The organism is Candidatus Omnitrophota bacterium (assembly GCA_018894435.1).
Taxonomy (GTDB): Bacteria; Omnitrophota; Gorgyraeia; order JAHIPI01; family JAHIPI01; genus JAHIPI01.
On record JAHIPI010000080.1, the window covers coordinates 13,476 to 33,193 of the forward strand.

General features: G+C 47.3%; 24 protein-coding genes and 1 tRNA gene. All 25 read right to left on the minus strand.

The window, feature by feature from the left end; translation table 11 throughout:
- Positions 1-257: 257 nt before the first annotated feature.
- Positions 258-905, minus strand: a complete 648-nt coding sequence (locus KKI13_06755) for a histidinol phosphate phosphatase domain-containing protein (GenBank protein MBU4488739.1) — start codon at positions 903-905, stop codon at positions 258-260.
- A 104-nt stretch (positions 906-1,009) separates the two neighbouring features.
- Positions 1,010-1,086 (minus strand) — tRNA-Arg (locus KKI13_06760).
- 55 nt (positions 1,087-1,141) lie between these two features.
- Entirely contained in the window at positions 1,142-1,669 is a 528-nt protein-coding gene (locus tag KKI13_06765) for an adenine phosphoribosyltransferase (protein MBU4488740.1), read from the minus strand.
- A gap of 2 nt (positions 1,670-1,671) precedes the next feature.
- Positions 1,672-2,523, minus strand: coding sequence for a sigma-70 family RNA polymerase sigma factor (locus tag KKI13_06770; GenBank protein ID MBU4488741.1), 852 nt, complete (start codon positions 2,521-2,523; stop codon positions 1,672-1,674).
- A gap of 2 nt (positions 2,524-2,525) precedes the next feature.
- On the minus strand, positions 2,526-5,258 hold the full coding sequence (gene ppdK / locus KKI13_06775; protein MBU4488742.1) for a pyruvate, phosphate dikinase: 2,733 nt from the start codon (positions 5,256-5,258) through the stop codon (positions 2,526-2,528).
- A gap of 105 nt (positions 5,259-5,363) precedes the next feature.
- Positions 5,364-6,653, minus strand: coding sequence for a glycine--tRNA ligase (locus tag KKI13_06780; protein ID MBU4488743.1), 1,290 nt, complete (start codon positions 6,651-6,653; stop codon positions 5,364-5,366).
- Between the two features lie 170 nt (positions 6,654-6,823).
- Positions 6,824-7,033, minus strand: coding sequence for a 4Fe-4S binding protein (locus KKI13_06785; protein ID MBU4488744.1), 210 nt, complete (start codon positions 7,031-7,033; stop codon positions 6,824-6,826).
- Positions 7,020-7,475, minus strand: a complete 456-nt coding sequence (locus KKI13_06790) for a hypothetical protein (GenBank protein MBU4488745.1) — start codon at positions 7,473-7,475, stop codon at positions 7,020-7,022. Before KKI13_06790 ends, KKI13_06785 begins: the two co-directional genes overlap by 14 nt.
- Positions 7,476-7,491: 16 nt before the next feature.
- A complete protein-coding gene (locus KKI13_06795; protein ID MBU4488746.1) occupies positions 7,492-7,707 on the minus strand; it encodes a hypothetical protein in 216 nt (71 codons plus the stop codon).
- A gap of 88 nt (positions 7,708-7,795) precedes the next feature.
- Positions 7,796-8,008 (minus strand): DUF2007 domain-containing protein, encoded by a 213-nt coding sequence (locus tag KKI13_06800; GenBank protein MBU4488747.1) that lies wholly within the window; start codon positions 8,006-8,008, stop codon positions 7,796-7,798.
- 39 nt (positions 8,009-8,047) lie between these two features.
- Complete coding sequence (locus KKI13_06805; protein MBU4488748.1) at positions 8,048-8,281, minus strand: DUF2007 domain-containing protein; 234 nt, start codon at positions 8,279-8,281, stop codon at positions 8,048-8,050.
- A 146-nt stretch (positions 8,282-8,427) separates the two neighbouring features.
- Positions 8,428-9,030 carry a SagB/ThcOx family dehydrogenase gene (locus KKI13_06810; protein ID MBU4488749.1) on the minus strand — a complete coding sequence of 201 codons (603 nt, stop codon included), beginning with the start codon at positions 9,028-9,030 and terminating at the stop codon, positions 8,428-8,430.
- 97 nt (positions 9,031-9,127) lie between these two features.
- Positions 9,128-9,271, minus strand: coding sequence for a hypothetical protein (locus tag KKI13_06815; protein ID MBU4488750.1), 144 nt, complete (start codon positions 9,269-9,271; stop codon positions 9,128-9,130).
- 95 nt (positions 9,272-9,366) lie between these two features.
- The gene (locus tag KKI13_06820) at positions 9,367-9,792 is read right to left on the minus strand and encodes a type II toxin-antitoxin system death-on-curing family toxin (protein MBU4488751.1); all 426 of its coding nucleotides are present in this window, start codon (positions 9,790-9,792) and stop codon (positions 9,367-9,369) included.
- Complete coding sequence (locus KKI13_06825; protein MBU4488752.1) at positions 9,792-10,061, minus strand: helix-turn-helix domain-containing protein; 270 nt, start codon at positions 10,059-10,061, stop codon at positions 9,792-9,794. Before KKI13_06825 ends, KKI13_06820 begins: the two co-directional genes overlap by 1 nt.
- Positions 10,062-10,290: 229 nt before the next feature.
- A complete protein-coding gene (locus KKI13_06830) occupies positions 10,291-10,488 on the minus strand; it encodes a hypothetical protein (protein MBU4488753.1) in 198 nt (65 codons plus the stop codon).
- 35 nt (positions 10,489-10,523) lie between these two features.
- Positions 10,524-10,901, minus strand: coding sequence for a hypothetical protein (locus tag KKI13_06835; protein MBU4488754.1), 378 nt, complete (start codon positions 10,899-10,901; stop codon positions 10,524-10,526).
- A 175-nt stretch (positions 10,902-11,076) separates the two neighbouring features.
- The gene (locus KKI13_06840; protein MBU4488755.1) at positions 11,077-11,865 is read right to left on the minus strand and encodes a histidine phosphatase family protein; all 789 of its coding nucleotides are present in this window, start codon (positions 11,863-11,865) and stop codon (positions 11,077-11,079) included.
- A 384-nt stretch (positions 11,866-12,249) separates the two neighbouring features.
- Positions 12,250-13,008 (minus strand): DNA repair protein RecO, encoded by a 759-nt coding sequence (recO, locus tag KKI13_06845; protein MBU4488756.1) that lies wholly within the window; start codon positions 13,006-13,008, stop codon positions 12,250-12,252.
- A gap of 12 nt (positions 13,009-13,020) precedes the next feature.
- Positions 13,021-13,653, minus strand: coding sequence for a DUF502 domain-containing protein (locus tag KKI13_06850; protein MBU4488757.1), 633 nt, complete (start codon positions 13,651-13,653; stop codon positions 13,021-13,023).
- Between the two features lie 22 nt (positions 13,654-13,675).
- Positions 13,676-14,374 (minus strand): diacylglycerol kinase, encoded by a 699-nt coding sequence (locus tag KKI13_06855; protein MBU4488758.1) that lies wholly within the window; start codon positions 14,372-14,374, stop codon positions 13,676-13,678.
- The gene (gene ybeY, locus KKI13_06860; protein MBU4488759.1) at positions 14,356-14,778 is read right to left on the minus strand and encodes an rRNA maturation RNase YbeY; all 423 of its coding nucleotides are present in this window, start codon (positions 14,776-14,778) and stop codon (positions 14,356-14,358) included. Before ybeY ends, KKI13_06855 begins: the two co-directional genes overlap by 19 nt.
- The gene (locus tag KKI13_06865) at positions 14,778-16,988 is read right to left on the minus strand and encodes an HDIG domain-containing protein (GenBank protein ID MBU4488760.1); all 2,211 of its coding nucleotides are present in this window, start codon (positions 16,986-16,988) and stop codon (positions 14,778-14,780) included. The genes ybeY and KKI13_06865 overlap by 1 nt, the downstream gene beginning before the upstream one ends.
- A gap of 1 nt (position 16,989) precedes the next feature.
- A complete protein-coding gene (locus KKI13_06870; protein ID MBU4488761.1) occupies positions 16,990-17,949 on the minus strand; it encodes a PhoH family protein in 960 nt (319 codons plus the stop codon).
- Complete coding sequence (aspS, locus tag KKI13_06875; GenBank protein MBU4488762.1) at positions 17,918-19,717, minus strand: aspartate--tRNA ligase; 1,800 nt, start codon at positions 19,715-19,717, stop codon at positions 17,918-17,920. The genes KKI13_06870 and aspS overlap by 32 nt, the downstream gene beginning before the upstream one ends.
- Position 19,718 lies beyond the last annotated feature (1 nt).

A 19,718-nucleotide genomic window follows, 5' to 3' on the forward strand; every position in this document is an offset into this window, starting at 1 on the left:
CCTCCTTAAAAATTTTACTTTCTTTATTTCTGTTAAGAAAATTACTCTATGTTAAAACGGGCGTTAGAAAATATTTGCCCGATGACACTCTTATATATCTATATCACAACTTATAGGCATCTTCGAGTTTTTGGTTTCACCACCTTTCGTCTCAAGATTAAAGAGCCTATTGCGGTATAGGCGTTAGGATGTAACACTACGTAAAACTATACAAAAAGCTACCTTTTGTGAGAAGTATACCACAAAACCGGCTTTTGTCAAGGTCTTTGGGCAAAAATTTCCGAATTCCTAAATACTTCCTCTATTTCGGGTTGCGAGAGCCCTGCGTCACCGAGAACCCGCTCGGCATCGGCCTTCGTCGTAATATCTTCCGGCTTATGGGTATCAGTATTAAGGATAAGCTTGGCGCCTGTTTTTCGCGCCATTTCCGCGACATGCTTATTGGAAGCCGAATGGTTCTTGCGGGTGGTTATTTCGAGGTGTACGCCATTTTTGGCGGCTCGCATGGCATCCTCTTCGCTTATATTGCCGGGGTGGGCAAGTATGTCGGCCCCGCTCTCTATGGCCATTCTATTGGTACCGGGAAGAACGGGTTCGCTCAATGTTTCGCCATGCACCACAATAATCTTTGCGCCTTCTCCCCGCGCGTATTTTATAAGGGGGGCTATCTCTTCAAGGGGGACATGCGTCAACTCCACGCCCGGTATGACCTTTATATTTTTCCAATAGAGGCTCAGAGCCTTTGCGACTTTAACTATTCGCGGCACTATAAAATCTATATTTGACCGGTCGCAATGGTCTGTGATGCCGATGGCCTTATAACCCTTTACTTCCGCTCGCCGCACCAGCTCGCTCGGTAAAAGTTCTCCGTCACTTAATAATGTGTGAGTGTGTAGGTCTATCATAAATTCGTGGTCCCTCCGCGCCTATCCGCCTTCGGCGGATTTTACGGCGCTACCCCTGGCGGGACTCCCTTCGGTCGCGGGATCAATCCCGCCTTCGGCGGGATTGGCGCGCCTGGCCCGAGTCGAACGGGCGACACCAGGTTTAGGAAACCTGTGCTCTATCCAGCTGAGCTACAGGCGCGTGCCGTGTTATTGCGTCTCTGCACGCCCCGCCGACGCTTTGTGGCGGGGCGTCCTTAATATTTTATCAAAGAAAAGATCTCGTGGCCCTTGTTCTTCTCGCGGCCTTTTAAAAATGCGAGTTCTATAAGAAACCCTATTCCGGCTATCTCGGCGCCCATCTTCTCTACCAGATTTATTGCGGCGCCAAGAGTCCCACCCGTAGCCAAAAGGTCATCGATTATAAGGACCTTATCGCCTTTTTGTATAGCGTCCTGATGCATCTCCAGAATATCAGTGCCGTACTCGAGCGCATATTCGGCGTAATAGGTAAGGTGGGGCAGCTTTCCTTTTTTGCGAACGGGTATGAAGCTCGCTTCCAACTTATAGGCGATCGCGGACCCGAGTATGAAGCCCCTCGACTCTACGCTTACCACTCTGTCGATCTTTTTATCTTTGAACTGGTCGACAAGCGCATCGACTGCTTTTTTAAAAAGCGCGGCATCTTTTAGAAGTGGTGTTATATCTTTAAATATTATGCCTTTTTTAGGAAAGTCCGGGACGTCTCTTATCGCCGCTTTCAATTCATCCGCTACAGGATTCATACCTATACCTTTTCTTTTAGGAACGGGGTCAGTGTGCCTTGGATTGAGGAAAGTTCCTGTTGCTTAAGATAGGCGCGCAATTTTTTCATTGCCGCGAACTCTATCTGCCTCACTCGCTCTCTGGTTATATTAAACCTTTTTGCCGTATACCCTAGCGTACGAGTTATGCCCTCTTTTAAGCCGAAACGCAGCGTAAGGATCTTTCTTTCCCGGGGGGACATCTGTTTTAGGAGTTCGCCCACCTTTTCTTTTTTGAGAAAATCCACAAGCTCATCGGCGGCTGTAGATGTGTTTTCATCCTCTATAAGATCCATGAATTCCGCCGTGCCCTCTTCGCCTATGGGCGCGTTAAGCGACGATATCTTTGCCGCCATCTTGTCGAGCTGCCGCACCCTTTTCAGAGAAAGCTTCATTCGTCTGGCTATCTCTCCCAATCTGGGCCTGCGCTTGAGTTCCAACTGCAGCTGCTCTGATATTTTTTTAAAGCGCATCGCGGATTCTACCATATATACGGGAACGCGTATGGTCTTGCCCTGGTTTGCGATGGCGCGGGTTATGTACTGCCTTATCCACCACGCGGCATAGGTTGAAAACCTGTAACCCCGCTTGGGGTTATATTTCTCGACGCCCTTCATAAGGCCGAGGTTACCCTCTTCGATGAGGTCCATCATAGGCACGCCGAGATAGCTGTAGCGTTTTGCGATGTTTATTACAAGGCGCAGATTGGACCTTATCATCTTGGCGCGCGCGGGCTTACTGCCTTTCTTTATCTTATAGGCAAGGTCCAGCTCTTCTTCCGCCGTAAGAAGGGGGATATTTTTTATATCTTTTAAATACAGCTTAATAGCGTCCATGGTTATTTTTTCTTATTCTTCACCACTGCCTGTGCCGCCGAAAGCCGCGCAATCGGGACGCGGTAAGGCGAGCAGCTGACATAATCCATTCCTACTATGTGGCAGAATTCAATACTGTCGGGATCCCCGCCGTGCTCTCCGCATATGCCTATTTCCAAACCCTTCTTTGCCAAGCGGCCTTTTTCTATGCCCATCTTTATCAACTGGCCCACGCCGTCGCGGTCGATAGACTGGAACGGATCCTTGGGGAGGATATTCTTCTCAAGATAAGCCGGCAAGAATCCGCCTATATCGTCGCGGCTGAAACCGAACGTCATCTGCGTGAGGTCATTTGTTCCGAACGAAAAGAAATCCGCGACTTCGGCGATCTTGTCCGCGGTAAGCGCGGCGCGCGGTATCTCTATCATCGTCCCGATCATGTAATGAAGTTTTATTTTGTGCTTCTTCTGGATCTCTTCGGCTTTGGCTTTTATGATATCGTACTGGTCTTTTATTTCTGTCTCGGATCCGACGAGCGGAACCATTATCTCCGGAAATACCTTGACTCCCTTCAAGGTAAGCTCTGCCGCCGCTTCAAATACGGCATGGGCCTGCATGCGGGTGATCTCCGGATACGTTACGCCCAGACGGCATCCGCGATGGCCAAGCATCGGGTTGAGTTCGTGCAGTTTCGCGATCCTAGCTTCCAGTTTTTCCAGCGAAATACCGAGGTCTTTTGCCAGATCTTTTTTCTTATCGTCTTCCTGCGGCAGAAACTCGTGTAAAGGCGGATCTAGGAGCCTTATTATGACAGGCAGGCCTTCCATGGCCTTTAAGATACCTCTAAAATCTTCCTTCTGATAAGGAAGCAGTTCCGCAAGAGCGCTCTCTCTCGCCGCTGTCGTTTCAGCCAGGATCATCTTCCTTATAGATTTTATTCGAGCAGGATCGAAGAACATATGCTCGGTACGGCAGAGCCCTATGCCTTCGGCGCCAAATTTTCTTGCTATCGCAGCGTCTTCGGGCCTGTCGGCATTGGTCCTGACATCCATCTTTCTTACTTCGTCGCATATCTTCATGAAACTATTAAAACATACATCTCGTTCAATATGGGGCTCTACTAAAGGAAGTTCGCCGGTATACACATTGCCCTTAGTGCCGTTTAATGTGATCCAGTCGCCTTCTTTTACAGTGGTGTTGCCGGTAACAAAACGCCTTGAGCCTTCTTCAATGTGTATAGAGCCACATCCGACTATGCAGCATTTGCCCCATCCGCGCGCCACAAGAGCGGCGTGTGATGTCATGCCGCCTTTCGACGTAAGTATGGCCTGGCTTGAGTGCATACCGTGCACATCTTCGGGTGATGTCTCTTCACGGACTAAAATGACTTTCTTGCCGTCTTTTGCCCATCGCTCGGCATCCTCTGACGTAAATACTGCCATTCCGACGCCGCCACCGGGGCCGGCGGGTAAACCTTTGGCAATAAGATCGCCGTCTTTTTCGGCCTTCGGGTCTATCATGGGATGTAAAAGCTCATCGATCTGCGCCGGAGTTACGCGCATTACTGCCATCTCGTTTGTTATAAGCTTCTCTTTCACCATATCAAGTGCTATCCTTACCGCGGCAGGGCCGTTTCGTTTGCCGATACGGCATTGCAGCATAAAGAGTCTGCCCTTTTCAATGGTGAATTCTATGTCCTGCATATCTTTGTAGTGATTTTCCAGTTTTTTCTGTATCGCGAAGAGTTCCTTGTAGGCCTTGGGCATCAGCTCTTCCAGCGTGGAAAGCTTTTTATTATGGTCGCTTCTCGATTCGTTATTTATGGGCGACGGTGTCCTTGTGCCGGCGACTACGTCTTCGCCCTGCGCGTTTATAAGATATTCGCCGTAGAATTTGTTTTCGCCGTTTCCCGGGTCCCTTGTAAACGCGACACCTGTCGCGGAATCGTTGCCCAGATTTCCGAAGACCATCGACTGCACGTTTACGGCAGTGCCCCATTCATCGGGTATGCCCTCGATCTTGCGGTAAGCGATAGCGCGCTTTCCGTTCCATGACGCGAATACCGCGCTTACGGCGCCCCACAGCTGTTCGTGGGGATCATCGGGAAATGGTTTATTTAAAACGCTCTTGATTCTTTCTTTAAAGAGCGTCGTAAGCTTCCTTAGATCTCCAACTTTTAAATCGGTATCAGTTTTGTAATTCTTGGACTTCTTCATCTCGTTCATAATGCCTTCGAGCTGCTTTCTTATTCCCCTACCCTCTTCCGGCTCAATACCTGCCGCTTTTTCCATAACAACATCGGAGTACATCATGATGAGCCTTCTGTACGCGTCGTAGACGAATCTTTCATCGCCCGAAAGTTTTACGATACCGGGTATCGTTTTTTCCGTTAAACCTACGTTCAGCACCGTCTCCATCATGCCCGGCATAGATTTGCGCGCGCCGGAGCGCACGGATACCAAAAGCGGATTTGCCGCATCGCCGAACTTCTTCTCCATAAGATGCTCGACCTTCGAAAGAGCTTTAGTGACCTCGCCTTTCAGGTCCTTCGGGTATGTCTTCTTATTTTTGTAATAATGAATGCTTACGTCCGTCGTTATTGTGAACCCCGGGGGCACAGGAAGCCGTAATTTAGGATGGCCTGCCATCTCGGCAAGGTTCGCGCCTTTGCCGCCCAGAAGATTTTTCATCGATTCATTTCCGTCGGCCTTTCCGCCGCCGAAGGAGTATACGTATCTTGCACTTTTACTGCCCATTTCAACTGACCTCACTTTCAAATTTTCGAAGAAAATTTGATACTGCGGCAGCGTTAAGCAATCCGACGAATAGGAGGATTGTAGCTGCCGAAGTATCTCTGTTTTCTACATGTTAAACTGCACTTTCAGATATTCTTTAACTTTATCAAGCGCGACGCGATCCTGTTTCATGGTATCGCGGTCGCGCACTGTTACTTTTTTATCTGTGAGACTCTCTACATCTATCGTAATGCAATAAGGCGTACCCACTTCGTCCTGCCGGCGGTACAATCTGCCGATGGAAGCAGTGTCGTCATACATCACTCTTAAGGATTTCCTTAAATCGGCCGCAAGGGACTTTGCCATGCTGACGACCTCTCCCCTATTTTTTAAAAGCGGGAGGATCGCCGCTTTTATCGGCGCGAGTTTTTTATGAAGTCCGAGTACGACGCGCTTTTCGTCTTTCACTTTTTCCTCGCGGTAGGCATCGGCAAGAAATGCCAGGATGGACCTGTCTATACCTCCCGACGGCTCTATGACGTAGGGAATGTATCTCTCCTTCGTCTCTTCGTCGAAATACTGCAGGTCTTTGCCGCTTAAATTCATATGCTGCTTTAAATCAAAATCGGTCCTATTGGCTATGCCCTCGAGCTCTGACCATCCGAACGGAAATTTATATTCTATATCGGTGCACGCCTTGGCGTAATGCGCAAGCTCGCTTTTTTCGTGCTGGCGCTTTCGAAGATTGTCTTTATTTATGCCGAGTGAGGTATACCAGCTGAACCGCTCGTTGACCCATTTTTCGTACCAAGTCTCGTCTGTGCCGGGTTTGACAAAAAATTCTATCTCCATCTGTTCGAATTCGCGCGAGCGGAATGTGAAATTTCCGGTAGTGACTTCATTGCGGAAAGATTTGCCTATCTGCGCTATGCCAAATGGGATCTTTTTTCGGGAGGTGTTTACGACATTCTGAAAATTTACGAATATGCCCTGCGCCGTCTCGGGCCGCATGTATATGAGGCCCGCCTCATCAAGAACAGCGCCGAGATGAGTTTTGAGCATGAGATTAAATTGCCGCGGCTCCGTGACATCCCCGCCGCATTCGGGGCACTTATTCTTTACGAGGTTTTCGACCTTAAAGCGTTTTTTACAGCCTTTGCAGTCCGCAAGTGTATCTTCAAAACCTGCAACGTGCCCGGAAGCCATCCAGGTCATGGGGTGCATAAGGATAGAGGCATCCAACCCCTCTATGTCATCGCGCTCATAAACGTTGGAGCGCCACCACGCGTCTTTGAGGTTACGCTTAAGCTCGGCACCAAGCGGCCCGTAATCCCACGTGCTCGCCAGGCCTCCGTATATTTCGCTGGATTGAAACACGAATCCGCGCCGCTTACATAACGATACTATTTTATCCATTAGGTCGGTTTGCTGTTGGGCCATCTTGCCTTCCTTTTTTGTCCGCCAGAGGCGGATCCGCCTTTGGCGGAAAACTTTGGATATGTTAACACAGGCGAACCGCAAAATCAAGTCTTTTCGGAATGACTTTTTCTCAAGTATTTCATTCCGTCGCTATAGTATCTCCTGTTTTACTCTTTTATAGCTATTGCGCCGTATTTGCATGCTGTTATACATACGCCGCAGTCAATACATTCATCGGGATGAAAAACTACGTTTTTCTGCCTCTCTAACGCGCCGACCGGACAGGCCTCCACACAGCCGTCGCAGGTACTGCCGCACCCACAGCTTACGCATTTACCGTCCTTCCAGCAACATTTATCATAATCAATGACTATCATTTTTCGATTTCTCCTGTATCGGGACGTCCCCTTCCGCCGCGTCCCCTTTTACCCAAAACTGCCCCCGTATTCCGGGAAGGATGAGATAGCATACCAGCAATATCGCAACAATCGCAGGAAATGCAATTAGCATCCAAAAATCGAGATCCGTAAAACCCATCCCCCAGTATATAAACAATAAAACCAAAGCACAGATTGTAAGAGGAATGCCTATAACATGAAGATACCATGCCAGTTTAGCGCGTAATAATATACCGGCGCCTAAAAAGAATAATAGGGCGGCTGCCAATAATAAAGGTAAAAATAACCATCCTAACCCGGCGGTGCTGCCGGTCCTTTTTTCAAAAGTGAGGAGTAAATATAGATTCCAGATGCCGAACAAACCGATTAGAATCTCAAACACACCAATTATAATCAAACCCACTGATTTTTTATTGTCCATAATCCTCTCCCATTTTCTAATCTGCCCCCTTTTTACTCGTCCCCTTTTTACTTTTTACCTTTTTAGGGTGCTCCCCTTTGGCCCGTACCCTTTCTGCCGCTTTTATATTATCGTCATGAGACATCACGCCGATATGGACGTTGCAATAGGCCAAATGGTTATAAATGCTAAGAACGTGCTTACAGCCTGGATATTTGCATTTTCTATGAGTTGCCGACTTCTTCATCTCCATGCTGCATCTCCTAAATATAGGTACACTTTCCGCTTCAGCTCCAGCTCCGTTTCCCAATTACCTCGGAAAGCGTTTCTAGTTACCCTAGTTACCTAGTATTTTTCTTAAAATCCGCGATTAGCTCTTTGGCTCTTTCTGCCTGCGCATCTTCCACCATAACTTCCATACCGGTAGCATGAGGGTATATTCCCCCGCTCCATTCATTTGTAACCAAATAGTGGATGTTGTCAGCCTCCAGTATGGATTTAATAAGCGGCAGTTCTCCGGGGCTGAATGTAGAGTAAACTTTTGTATATGCCATTACGCTATTTCTTTTTTTAATCGTGCTAGGCACCATTTATTATGAAAAACTGGTAAATTTGCCCTTGTAATCCTTCAATAATTCTTTTGCCTCATTATATTTTTCGTTATCTACCATGATTCTCGCAGCCTGAACAAACGGCCTAACGGCAAGAAAATTATCACCCTGTACATAATATTCTATTTTACTGGCATCAAGCAGTGACTTTATAAACGCAATATCCGCCATGTTGTATGTCTGTAATAGTTCTTTAAATTTTATGTATTCTTTCATTGCTATATAGTTTTCGGTGGTAACGTTCTATTTACGGACATCCCAGATTCAGTGACGTGTCCCAAAGTGACCCGGCCCCTTTATCATAATTTTCTAATCTGCCGATTTTTCCGCCAAAAGCGAATCCGCCTCAAGCGGAAACCAGGTTAGAACGGCGTTTTCGGATGTCCCGCCGGTATAATATATAACGGCTCTGTGCCGCTTGGCAGATTCAGAACCTTTTTTACTTGGTTGTCGTCAAAAGCCCCCACAGGGACTGAAGCGAGCCCGAGCGCCACCGCCTGAAGATGCAGGTTCTCGGCCGCGTGCCCCGCCTCTATTTCAACATATCTATTGCCGCGGCCGCCGTATTTTGCGGTAGTTCTTGACCTGACTGCGCATATGACTATTGAGGCCGGCGCCTCTTTTATCGATGCCTGCCCCAGCGCAGCGCCCGAAAGTGCGGAGCGCATATCCCCGCCGCTATTTTTTATAATGGCGTGGTTTTCTATATCGTAATAAAAGACCCCGTCGCCTTTTACCAGATAAATCTCAAGAGGGTATAACGCGCCTGCCGACGGGGCAGCTCTTAACCCCCTGCGCGCATCCGTAATACCCTGCGTCGCCCACAATAGCTGCGATACCTCTTCCGCCGCGAGCGGTTTGGAAGAAAAAGACCTGACTGAGCGCCGTTTTTGGATGCATTCTTCTACGCTCATCGCGCCTTTTAAATTCGGTTTTGGCAGAATAATCTTTTCCGGCTGCTTCATCTCTTCCCCCTCCGCCTGAGTTATAAATCCGCAGCAAGTTGCAATAGCAAAGGCTGTTAAAAATATTTTATGTACGGGTTTCATGCGGCACCTATTATTATTTTACCATTCTTTCGACAAGTAATAGGGCGACCAGTAACGCCGCGAACATTCCGATGAACGGCCTGTACTTAGGGACTAACCCGGAAACTATTAAGCCGATTCCTATTATAATTTTTCCGATAGCAAATATTGTTTCCATCTTCCGCCCCGTCCCCTTTTTCTAAAAGTTATCTGCCCCTAACTGCTACGTCCCCTTTTTTCCCCTTTTTTCCCTACTTTATCATATTATTTACTTTATTCACCTTTTAGCGGAACTATATACGCCTTTATGAATTTTTCAATAAAATTAATTGTCTCTTCCTTGGCCATGGGCGGGCTTTCTGCAACCCAAACAGCGAAATTATACAAAACTTGCGTATCGGCTTTTATCCATTTTGAATTCCTATATAGCACATACAACAAAGTAATCATAGTGACTCTTTTATTGCCGTTTTGAAAAGGATGATTCTTGATCATCAGGTAAAATAAGATGCTTACTTTGTCAATAAATGTTGGGTATAAATCTTTTCTGCCAAAAGTCTGCATCGGAGCCGATAGGCAACTTTCCAGTACATTGGGAAATCTTGTAGCAAAGTCAGGAATTGGTTCACTAAAGGAAAGCTTCTCGCACGTTAAACTAAAGATAATGTGTTCAATTTCATAAAGCGTAACTATCTGCATTATTCTCTTCCCAGTTTTTTTAGAACTTCTCCATAGTCTTGCACCGTTTTTCTAACCGCTTTTTCAATAGTCCGCTTTTCTGCTTCTCTGAGCGGTCTACCCTTGACGTTAATAGATCTCTTATCTAATGCGCTCTGAGGGATTGCATAGCTTCTTCCGATTTTTATAGCTTTTATATCGCCTTTTTTGACTTTTTTGTATACAGCTATCCTGCTTATTCCCAGCATTTTTGCCACTTGGGCAATAGATATATATTCCGATTTTTTCATAACATACTCCTAATAAATGAGTTATATTTGTTAAGTTTATCCAATTAGGTTAACAATTGTTAACTACTCTAATATGGTTAACAATTGTTAACTTACTATACTATCCGGCGCTTTTTTTGTCAACTATATTTTGCTATGCCCACTTTCCGCTTCAGCTCCCGCTCCGTTTCCCGATCAGCTCGGAAAGCGTTTCTAGTTAATTCGGGTTAGAACGGCGAAAAATTCAAGGCTACTTCTTAATCCAAATCTTATAAATCGGTCTTGCCATACAAGCTATCATAAGTATTACAAGAACAGTGTAGCTTATGTTTAATAGTTGAGGGAATAGTTTAACGATGATGATAGTGGCGAATAAAACCGACCATTTAACCAGCCCTATATCCAAAACCGTCAATGTCTTTATTCTTTCATTAAGTCGCGCTATCACGATCCACCTCCTGTCTGGCTTGCAGCCCGTCACTTTTATCTGCCCTTTTTCGGTTGCTTTCCGACGCTCCTTTTCATTCCCTTTATCTGGCCTTTCATTTCTCTTGTCTCTTTTTGCGTCGCTTTTTGGACTTTCACTCTTTCCTTCGCCAGCTCTTTATCTTTCTTCTGTAGTTCTTTCCGCGCGCGGACAGCGGCTCTTTTCGCTTTGCGTTCGGCTATCATCGCATTCTTTTCTTCTTCCGGCTTACCTATTGTGGCAAACCAGTCGCCAACACGGTGAAATATCGCTTCATCGCTCGCATGCTCATACGCAGTAGCACTCGCCCCCTTTTCCCCGCCCTCTGCAGCTAATACAGGTGAATAAGCCGCCAGCAGTGCCATCATAATCACAATCGCCGCTATTTTCCTCATGGCTACCCCCTTTTTTAAGCTGTTTTATTCTCTGTCCTAACGATCGATCCGCCCGCTCTCTTTATTGATTTTGGTGACGTCCCGTTTGGGGACATCCCTGCCAATTCTAACCAGGTTAGAGCGGCAAGGCATCATTTATTTTACAGTGGAGTGTCCCAAAGTGACACGTCCCCTTTTATTCAAGATATTTTTCTGCGGGATAAATATTAAATCTGATCAGTTCAAAAGTACCATCCGGCTTTTCACGCAGATGCCAAAGCCGTGCGTTCCCGGGAGATTGCTTTCCCACCGATTTAAGCCCCATCAACATTTCAATAAGCCGTCCACCCGAAAGATAGTGCCCGACGATCAAAATAGAACTCTCGGACCGGCCGAAGCGTTCTATTAGCAAATCACGCGCCTTTTGAATGCGCAACATCCCATCCGCGTAATTTCCATCTGCATAAAAATATTTCATAGCGGGGTCTCTTAATCTTAAATACTTTTGATCCTTGGCATCCAACACGATCGATGCCCCATTTGCAAATGCAGCCGCCGACGGCTGGACGTTCCTGTTATCCTGATAACAGCATTCATCTAATTCGGGCCATATTTCGGCAGTCGCATTATTTTTTCGTAGATAAGGAAGTATGGTATTGATGGCGCGCTTCTGCGGGCTTACACAGATAACATCAAATTTATAGCCGTTTAAAGACTTCGTAAGATCTGATATCTGCGATTCACCTTCTTTTGAAAAAGTCTCTTGAGCCTTTTTGGTATATTGGCCTGTAGCGTTTGCGACCGTTTCGGCATGCCTTACAAAATATAAATCAAGCCCCTTTGCTTCCCCGCAAAAAATTATGCCGCAAAGTAAGAGGCCCAGCGCGGCAAATATTACCGGAGTACTGCCCGGCCTGCCGATTCTTTTTCTAAAATTTCTCACATATCCCAAATCGCCCTCCCTTTTATATGCCGAATTTCTCATGGTGACGTTCCGTTTGGGGACAAATGGAAATCGACCGCTTGTAACTCACTGTCTATAAAGCTGTTATATCAAAGTGACCCGCCCCCTTCGTCCCCTTTTGTCATAATGTCCCGTCTACTTCAAAATCATTTCCCCGTCGACACGGAACACTCGACTCAAAACTATAGCGGAGGATTTGGTTCACGTCCATCCGCGCCTCAGCAAAACTTAGGAGTGCAGGCCGAGGGAAGCCGGAACTGACCGAAGAATTACTCCTCCGAAAGCAGCACCCGTAAGGGTGCTGCGTGGCCCACGAGGGAATTCCGGAGGGCTCCCCGGCCGAACGACTTTAGTTTTGCCCAAATCCGGAGCGTGTTTTGAGGCGAGTGTTCCGTGTCGACGTTGTTATGACGTAATCGCCTTCAAAAACTCCAGCGACTTCAGCTGCGTATCTAATTGATACTCGAGGAAGCGCTTCATGAGGCCTTCGAGCTCCTCGCCTACGTCTTTCGAAACCTTTATATTCTCGGCCTTTTCGTATGTGGCGCGCTCGATGTGATCTATAAAATTGACGGTGCCGGCAAGGATGTGGCGGCACGTTGAGTCCTTTGCCGTGCAGTTCTTGCATAGGAGGCCGCCGAATTTATAGCTGAACCTGAGTGCGCCGTTCTTCGAATCTACCGCCCCGCCGCATGCCACGCAGGCATCGAGCCGCGGCATGACTCCGGAAAGTAAAAGCAGTTTTATCTCAAGTATGCGCGCAATGCGCTTTGGCGATGCGTCGGTCTTTAAGAGGTTTAGGCTGTTTAATAGAAGATCGAATATCTCAGCACCCTGGCCGCTATTTTCGGTGAGGGCATCGACAAGTTCTACGAAATAATACGCGTAGCCGGTCTTTACTATGTCTTTGCGGATGTCTTCGAAGAAGTCCGTGAGGTCGCATTGGGAGGCAATGTGGATATCGGATTTCTTGGATTCGTAGAATACTATGCGGTTTTGCGTGAACGGCTGGACCTGGTAGCCCAACGGCCCCCTTGGCCCCCTTATCCCCTTTAAGAGCCCTTTTATCTTGCCGAAATCGCGCGTAAAAAACGTGACCAAAAGGCTTGTTTCGCGGATATCCCGCTTCCTTAGTATTATGGCATCGGTGGTGTGTATTGGCATGTCAGGTTCATCTCAATCGTCAGATAATCCTACTGTATCAGGCGTGACGGCGCCGCCCGATATCGCAAGTTTCATGGCATCTTCGAGACTCATCTTGAGGAGTATCACTTCCTCTTCGGGGAAAATATAGAAGAATCCCGTGGCCGGGTTGGGTACGCTCGGTATATATACGTTTACAAGCTTTTTGCCGGTCTTCTCTTCTATCTCGGCTATACTTTCGGATGTCAGGAAGCCTATCGAGTACATCCCTTTTCGCGGGAATTCCACCAAAACAACCCCTCGGAACGCCTTCGTCTTATCGCCCAGAAACGCCCTGCTTATCTGTTTCAGCGTGACGTAGATCCTTCCGATCATCGGTATCTTGAAGAACATTCTTTCGCCGCTGGAAAACAGCTTTCGCAGGAATATTATCCTTGTCGCCATGCCGATCGCGATTACTATCAATATCAAAAGCACAAAGATGGTGATAGCCACGCCGTATTCAAGGTAGGGGTTTACGAGGTATGGAGTAAACAGTTTTGTAAGCGGCATCAGAAGCCCCCTGTTTATCCACTTGTAAAGGACATCAAAGACCCAGAGCGTAATGAAGATCGGCAATATTACGGCTATGCCGGTAATAAAATTGTCTCTCAGTTTCTTCCACATCTTTTCTCTCCGCGTTTGATTGTTATTTGAGTAGTTGAAATACGATCGTCGTAGCCAATATGCCCACAAGCGCCCCCGCGACGACTTCCCACGCAGTATGTATAGATTCTGTTATGCGGCTTCTTGCCACAAAAAACGCCAGTATAAAAGCCATTACGATCACCAGATTATTGGTGCTTGAAAACGCTATGGCAGTCCATATCGCGAATGCCAAAGCGGCGTGGCCGCTCGGCATGCCGCCGCGAAGGGGTGTGCCCCTATGAAAAAAGACCTTTCCGGCCACGACAAGGCTTAAGACGATAATAAATGCTATAAAAGATATATGCCAGGGAGACTGTTTTATCTTGAATATGGCGCTTTCGAAAGGAATATTGAGGTAGTACGAAAATACTATATAAAAGACTACAAACGCCGCTATCGCCGATATCAAAACCGCCGCCGCGCTTATGTCTTTTATGACGCGGGCCACAGGATTTATCGTATTTGTCGTCAGGTCCACGGCGTGCTCTACGGCGGTATTGACGATCTCCGTCACGAGGACAAAGGCGATGGCCAAAAGCACGATCAGAAGTTCCACTTTCGAAACATTAAGATATATCGCGACCAGCGTTATGAGGACCGAAAAGAGAAAATGGATGCGCATGTTGCGCTGAGTCTTCAATACATATATAAGGCCTTCTATCGCGTGGTTAAAGGAATCTACTATCTTCGGGTTCGCCATAAGGTCAAATATTCCTTCTCTTTTTTGCGCATCACCTTTCGCTCAGGCGGCGCTTCGTCATCATAGCCCAAAATATGAAGCACGCCGTGAATAATATAAAGTTCTATCTCATCTTTAAATGACGTCCCGAAGGCCTTTGCCTGCGCCCGGGCCCTATCAACGGAGATAACGATATCGCCTAATATACCTTCTTCGCCGAGTGAGAAAGATAATACGTCGGTCGGCCTGTCCTTTTGCCTGTATTTTTTATTGAGCGGCCTTATTTCGGAATCGGTGGCAAAGACGATTGATAACTCTCCCGCACGCACGCCGGATTTCCGCAAAATAGAAACAACTACTTTTTCCAGTTTTTTCGCGTTTAAAAAACGGCATCTGGATATATTTGAAACTCTCAGGTGTATCACTATTTTGTATTCTTGCTCTTAGTTTTGGCTTTGCCGTTTTCCGGATACTCCACGCGCGTGTGGAATATGCCGGTAAGTATCCGCACAAATGACTCGGCTATCTTATGCATATCTTTAAGGGTCAGGTCGCATTCGTCAAGCTGGCTGTCTATAAATTTATTGTTTATCACCTTCTGGACAAGGCTCTTTATTCTTGCGGGCGTGGGGTCATCGAGCGCCCGGCTTGCCGCCTCAACGGAATCGGCCAAAAGGACGATTGCGGCCTCTTTTGTCTGCGGCTTGGGGCCGCTATACCGGAAGCCATCTTCCCGCAGCGTCTCTTCGTTTTCCAGCTTTTCGAGCGCGCGCTGGTAAAAATAGTAAATGAGCCCGGTCCCGTGATGCTGGGATATAAAATCTATCAGGGTCTTGTCCAGTTTGTATTTTTTCGCGATCTCTATACCGTCTTTGACATGGCTCGTTATAATGAGGGCGCTCATGGAAGGCGCCAGTTTTTCGTGATGGCTCTTATTCTCCGTCTCATTTTCACTGAAGTACTCGGCCTTCTCTATCTTCCCTATGTCGTGGTAATATGCGCCCACCCTTGCCAATAATGAATTCGCGCCTATCGACTCACTGGCGGCTTCGGCAAGGTTCCCGACTACAAGGCTGTGGTGATATGTGCCCGGCGCCTCAAGCACCATGCGCCTTAGAAGCGGGTGGTTTAAGTCGGACAATTCCAAAAGCGTTATATTGGTAGTAAGCCCGAAAAGCCATTCAAATACCGGAAGAAGCAGCATTACGATAGCCGCTGAGATGATGCCGCTCGCAAAGCCCCACATGCCCTCGCGTAAAAATACGCCCACTTCAAGCAGAGTTAAAAGCCCAAGCCCGCATATGACCAGAAACTGCCCAAGGCCTACGATAACTCCTGCCTTTAGGAGTTCCGAACGCTTGCGTATTCCTCTCACGAAATATATGCCTGTCATACTGCCTATCATTGATACGACCGTTATGTCAAATTTATTACCGGCTATGACACCCGTAATAACGCTGAGCAAAATAGCTACCATAAAGGCGCAGCCCGTATCCAATAGCATCGTAAGCAGCATGGCGGCGGTTGCTACGGGCATTATATATAAAACCAACGGGGATATTACTATAACCTTGGCCAAAAATATATTTAAGAGGATCACCGTAAATATCAGGTAAATTTTTTTGCTTTTAAGAAAGGCCTTGCTGCGGTAGGAATCGAGATAAACGATCAAAATAATAACAAACAGTCCTAAAATTATCGCTACGCCGCCGGAATACGCCGCCTTAAAATGCCCCTTTTCCTTCTCGGCCAGCTGGCCGAGCTGTACTAAATGCGCGGCATTGACCCTCTCGCCTTTTCCGATTATGAGCTCATTCTTTTTTACCAGTACCTGTGTATATACGGGAGGAATCTTTTCGAGTATTGCCTTGCGGCGCGTCTCGGTCCCGGCTTTGTCATAGGCAATGCCTGAGTCAAGCGGGCTTGCTATCACGCTCGCAAGCGCCTGCCGCAATTCCTCATCATTGATGCCGCTATTTACAAGCTCTTTTTCTATTACGGGCTTTATCAGGGCTTTTGTATATAACTCGGTACGCGGTACTTTTGCCTCCGCGCCCGTCTTTGGATTGAGAACTGTTATCTCGGATTTCTTGTTTGATATGAGCTCTTCTATAATGTTGTCATCCGCGATGACTTTAGAAGATATCCCTTTGAACGCTTTTATGCCTATCTCCTCTAAGCGAGCGGGGTCTCCCCCAAGAAGAGCCAAAAGAAGGTTATTTTCAAGCGCCGTATTTGAGAGCTTCTTCAGCTTTTCTATCTTGGCGTTTTCATCGTCGCCTGCAAGCTTTTTAGCCGAATCCAGGTCCTTAAAAAACGCCAGGAGGACTTTTTCTTTTTCGGCCCAATATTCCGGCTTCATAGTATAGACGGGCAGGAAATTAGTTAGCGCCTTCTCTTTTAATTCGTTCGTCTTGGCTTCGTCAATGTTTCCGGGGTAAGTAAAGTTATAGGGCGCGTAAACATCATTGACAGATATATCGCCTTCCGCCAGCTTTATCTTATAGGACGGCTCGCCGATAAAAAAGATGGCAGTTATGAGCGCTAATAAAATCAGAAAGATCAGGACATTCGCGGGGCTTGCCATACGCATATTTTTGTATAACGCCTTCCCGCTATCGGATATTCTTTTCATATTAACCCTTTCCGCTATCCGCTCGCTCGTACGCCTTTATGATCTCTTGCACAAGTTCGTGCCTGACGACATCTTCTCCGGACAGGAACACAAATCTTATGCCCTCTATGTCCTTAAGTATATTTATAACCTGTTTCAGGCCGGATTCCTTGTGGCTTGGCAGGTCGCTCTGCGTTATGTCGCCCGTTATGACCGTCTTGGAATCAAAACCGAGCCTTGTCAAAAACATCTTCATCTGTTCGGACGTGGAATTTTGCGCTTCGTCAAGTATTATAAAAGAATTATTCAGCGTCCTGCCCCTCATATACGCGAGGGGCACGACCTCTATTATGCCCCTTTCCGTATAATCGCGTATCTTGTCCGCCTCGACCATATCGTAAAGGGCGTCATATAGCGGCCTGAGATAAGGCGTCACTTTCTCGTATAGATCGCCGGGTAGAAACCCAAGGCTCTCTCCCGCCTCTACCGCGGGCCGCGCCAGAATAATTCTACTGACGAGCTGCTTTTTAAGCGCGTTCACCGCCATTGCCATGGCCAGGTATGTCTTGCCTGTGCCCGCCGGTCCTACGCCAAAGACAATATCATTGCGCTTTATCGCCTCTACATACTCCTTCTGCCCTTTGCTTCGGGGAAAGACAAATTGGCGTTTCGCCGAGACTTCTATCTTATCAAGATATATGCTATGGACGTCTTCTTCTTTATTCTCTTTTATCGCGTGGATAGCGTAAAGGACTTCGTGCTTTTTTATCTGGCCGCCTTCGCGTATCGTTATCAAAAGTTCATTGAGAAGCCGCGTGGCGCTATCTACCTCTTTTTTTGGCCCTTCAATTGCGATACTCAGGCCCCTTGCGTACAAAGTAACGCCTATCCCTTTTTCTATAAGCTTAAGGTTCTGGTCATGAGGGCCAAATAAAAGTTTCGCCTCACTGTCATTCTTTAGGGTTAGGTCCTGTTTTACCATTCTCTTTTTTGGGTATCTTCATGCCCAGCTCTTTAAGCTGCCTCTCGTCCACATCTGACGGAGCGTCCGTCATAAGGCATACGGCCTTCTGGGTCTTCGGAAATGCTATAACATCTCTTATGGTATCGGTGCCGGTAAAGATGGTTATCAGCCTGTCGAGGCCAAACGCTATGCCGCCATGCGGCGGCGCGCCGTATTCAAAGGCCTTCAGAAGAAAGCCAAAACGCTCCTCCGCTTCTTCTTTTGATAGGCCTATTATATTAAACATCTTCTCCTGCATATCTTTTCTATGTATCCTTATGGACCCGCTGCCGAGCTCCATACCGTTTATGACGATATCGTACGCCTTTGCCCGCGGCCTGCCGGGCTCTTTATCAAGATACGGAATATCCTCATCCCTGCATGAGGTAAACGGATGATGCTCGCTATCCCACTTCTTTTCGTCTTTATTATACTTGAGAAGCGGAAAATCCAGGACCCATAATATATTGAAACCCTCTTCTTTTTTGATATTCCTGATCTTGGCAAGGTAAAGCCGAAGAGCGCCCAGCACCTCAAGCGCCGTCTTTTTTTCGGCGTCGGCGACTATAAGGACCAGGTCGCCTGTTTGGGCGCCGATTTTTTTCTGCACCAGGGCGGCCTTCTCTTGGCCCACAAATTTCAGGATGGGCGATTCGGCACCCGCTTCCGTAAATTTTATATACGCGAGCCCCTTCGCGCCGTTATCTTTGGCGAAAGCAGTCAGGTCGTCTATGTCTTTGCGCGATGCCGAGGCAAAGCCGCTTACATTTATGCCGAATATGCTGCCGCCCGGCTCAAGGGCTGTCTTAAAAATATTGAATTCAGTCCCCTCAAATATGTCCCTCAGTTCCGAGATTTCCATGCCGAAACGCGTATCCGGCTTATCGGTGCCGAATCTTGACATGGCCTCATCGTATGTCAATCTTGGAAACGGCGTTTTAATATTCACGCCCGTCACTTTTTTTATGACATATTTAAAAAGGCCTTCCGTAAGGGCCAAAATATCGTCCACATCCACAAAGGACATCTCTATATCCAGCTGGGTAAATTCGGGCTGACGGTCGGCTCTCAGGTCTTCATCTCTGAAACACTTCGCGATCTGAAAATACTTTTCATATCCGGCGACCATCAGGATCTGTTTGAATAACTGCGGCGATTGCGGCAGGGCATAGAATTTGCCGGGATTAAGCCTTGAGGGCACAAGATAGTCGCGCGCGCCTTCGGGCGTGCTTTTAGTCAGTATGGGCGTCTCTACTTCAAGGAAACCGTTTTCGTCAAGGAAGTCCCTCATCGCTTTAGTGGTGTTGTGGCGTATGCGGAGATTTCTCTGCATACAAGGCCGCCTAAGGTCAAGATAGCGGTAGTTGAGCCTTACCTCCTCTGAAATCTTAGCGTCGTCGGATATCTCAAAAGGAGGCGGTTCAGCGGTATTCAGGACTTTCAATTCCTCTACCGCGACTTCCACCTTTCCGGTCTTTAATTTATTATTCTCGGTACCTTTAGGCCGCGGCTCAACAATGCCCTTGACGGCTACGACATATTCCGAGCGCAGCTTCCTGGATTCCGTATGCATTTCCTTATTCTTTTCGGGATTAAACACTATTTGCGTCATCCCGTCCCTATCCCTTAAATCTATAAAAACAAGCCCGCCATGGTCGCGCCAGGTGTGAACCCAGCCGCAAAGCGCAGCCTTTTTCCCGAAATCCTTTTCAGTCAATTCCCCGCAACTATGTGTCCGTTTAAACATG

Bases quoted from the DNA above. Each gene is read 5' to 3' on its own strand.
- KKI13_06865 (MBU4488760.1), bottom strand. From the start codon at position 16,988: ATGAAAAGAATATCCGATAGCGGGAAGGCGTTATACAAAAATATGCGT.
- KKI13_06840 (MBU4488755.1), bottom strand. From the start codon at position 11,865: ATGAGAAATTCGGCATATAAAAGGGAGGGCGATTTGGGATATGTGAGA.
- KKI13_06805 (MBU4488748.1), bottom strand. From the start codon at position 8,281: ATGAAAGAATACATAAAATTTAAAGAACTATTACAGACATACAACATG.
- KKI13_06780 (MBU4488743.1), bottom strand. From the start codon at position 6,653: ATGGATAAAATAGTATCGTTATGTAAGCGGCGCGGATTCGTGTTTCAA.
- KKI13_06785 (MBU4488744.1), bottom strand. From the start codon at position 7,033: ATGATAGTCATTGATTATGATAAATGTTGCTGGAAGGACGGTAAATGC.
- KKI13_06835 (MBU4488754.1), bottom strand. From the start codon at position 10,901: ATGAGGAAAATAGCGGCGATTGTGATTATGATGGCACTGCTGGCGGCT.
- KKI13_06765 (MBU4488740.1), bottom strand. From the start codon at position 1,669: ATGAATCCTGTAGCGGATGAATTGAAAGCGGCGATAAGAGACGTCCCG.
- recO (MBU4488756.1), bottom strand. From the start codon at position 13,008: ATGCCAATACACACCACCGATGCCATAATACTAAGGAAGCGGGATATC.
- KKI13_06790 (MBU4488745.1), bottom strand. From the start codon at position 7,475: ATGGACAATAAAAAATCAGTGGGTTTGATTATAATTGGTGTGTTTGAG.
- KKI13_06770 (MBU4488741.1), bottom strand. From the start codon at position 2,523: ATGGACGCTATTAAGCTGTATTTAAAAGATATAAAAAATATCCCCCTT.
- KKI13_06855 (MBU4488758.1), bottom strand. From the start codon at position 14,374: ATGGCGAACCCGAAGATAGTAGATTCCTTTAACCACGCGATAGAAGGC.
- KKI13_06755 (MBU4488739.1), bottom strand. From the start codon at position 905: ATGATAGACCTACACACTCACACATTATTAAGTGACGGAGAACTTTTA.
- KKI13_06820 (MBU4488751.1), bottom strand. From the start codon at position 9,792: ATGCAGATAGTTACGCTTTATGAAATTGAACACATTATCTTTAGTTTA.
- KKI13_06825 (MBU4488752.1), bottom strand. From the start codon at position 10,061: ATGAAAAAATCGGAATATATATCTATTGCCCAAGTGGCAAAAATGCTG.
- aspS (MBU4488762.1), bottom strand. From the start codon at position 19,717: ATGTTTAAACGGACACATAGTTGCGGGGAATTGACTGAAAAGGATTTC.
- KKI13_06810 (MBU4488749.1), bottom strand. From the start codon at position 9,030: ATGAAGCAGCCGGAAAAGATTATTCTGCCAAAACCGAATTTAAAAGGC.
- KKI13_06795 (MBU4488746.1), bottom strand. From the start codon at position 7,707: ATGGAGATGAAGAAGTCGGCAACTCATAGAAAATGCAAATATCCAGGC.
- KKI13_06800 (MBU4488747.1), bottom strand. From the start codon at position 8,008: ATGGCATATACAAAAGTTTACTCTACATTCAGCCCCGGAGAACTGCCG.
- KKI13_06815 (MBU4488750.1), bottom strand. From the start codon at position 9,271: ATGGAAACAATATTTGCTATCGGAAAAATTATAATAGGAATCGGCTTA.
- KKI13_06850 (MBU4488757.1), bottom strand. From the start codon at position 13,653: ATGTGGAAGAAACTGAGAGACAATTTTATTACCGGCATAGCCGTAATA.
- KKI13_06870 (MBU4488761.1), bottom strand. From the start codon at position 17,949: ATGGTAAAACAGGACCTAACCCTAAAGAATGACAGTGAGGCGAAACTT.
- ppdK (MBU4488742.1), bottom strand. From the start codon at position 5,258: ATGGGCAGTAAAAGTGCAAGATACGTATACTCCTTCGGCGGCGGAAAG.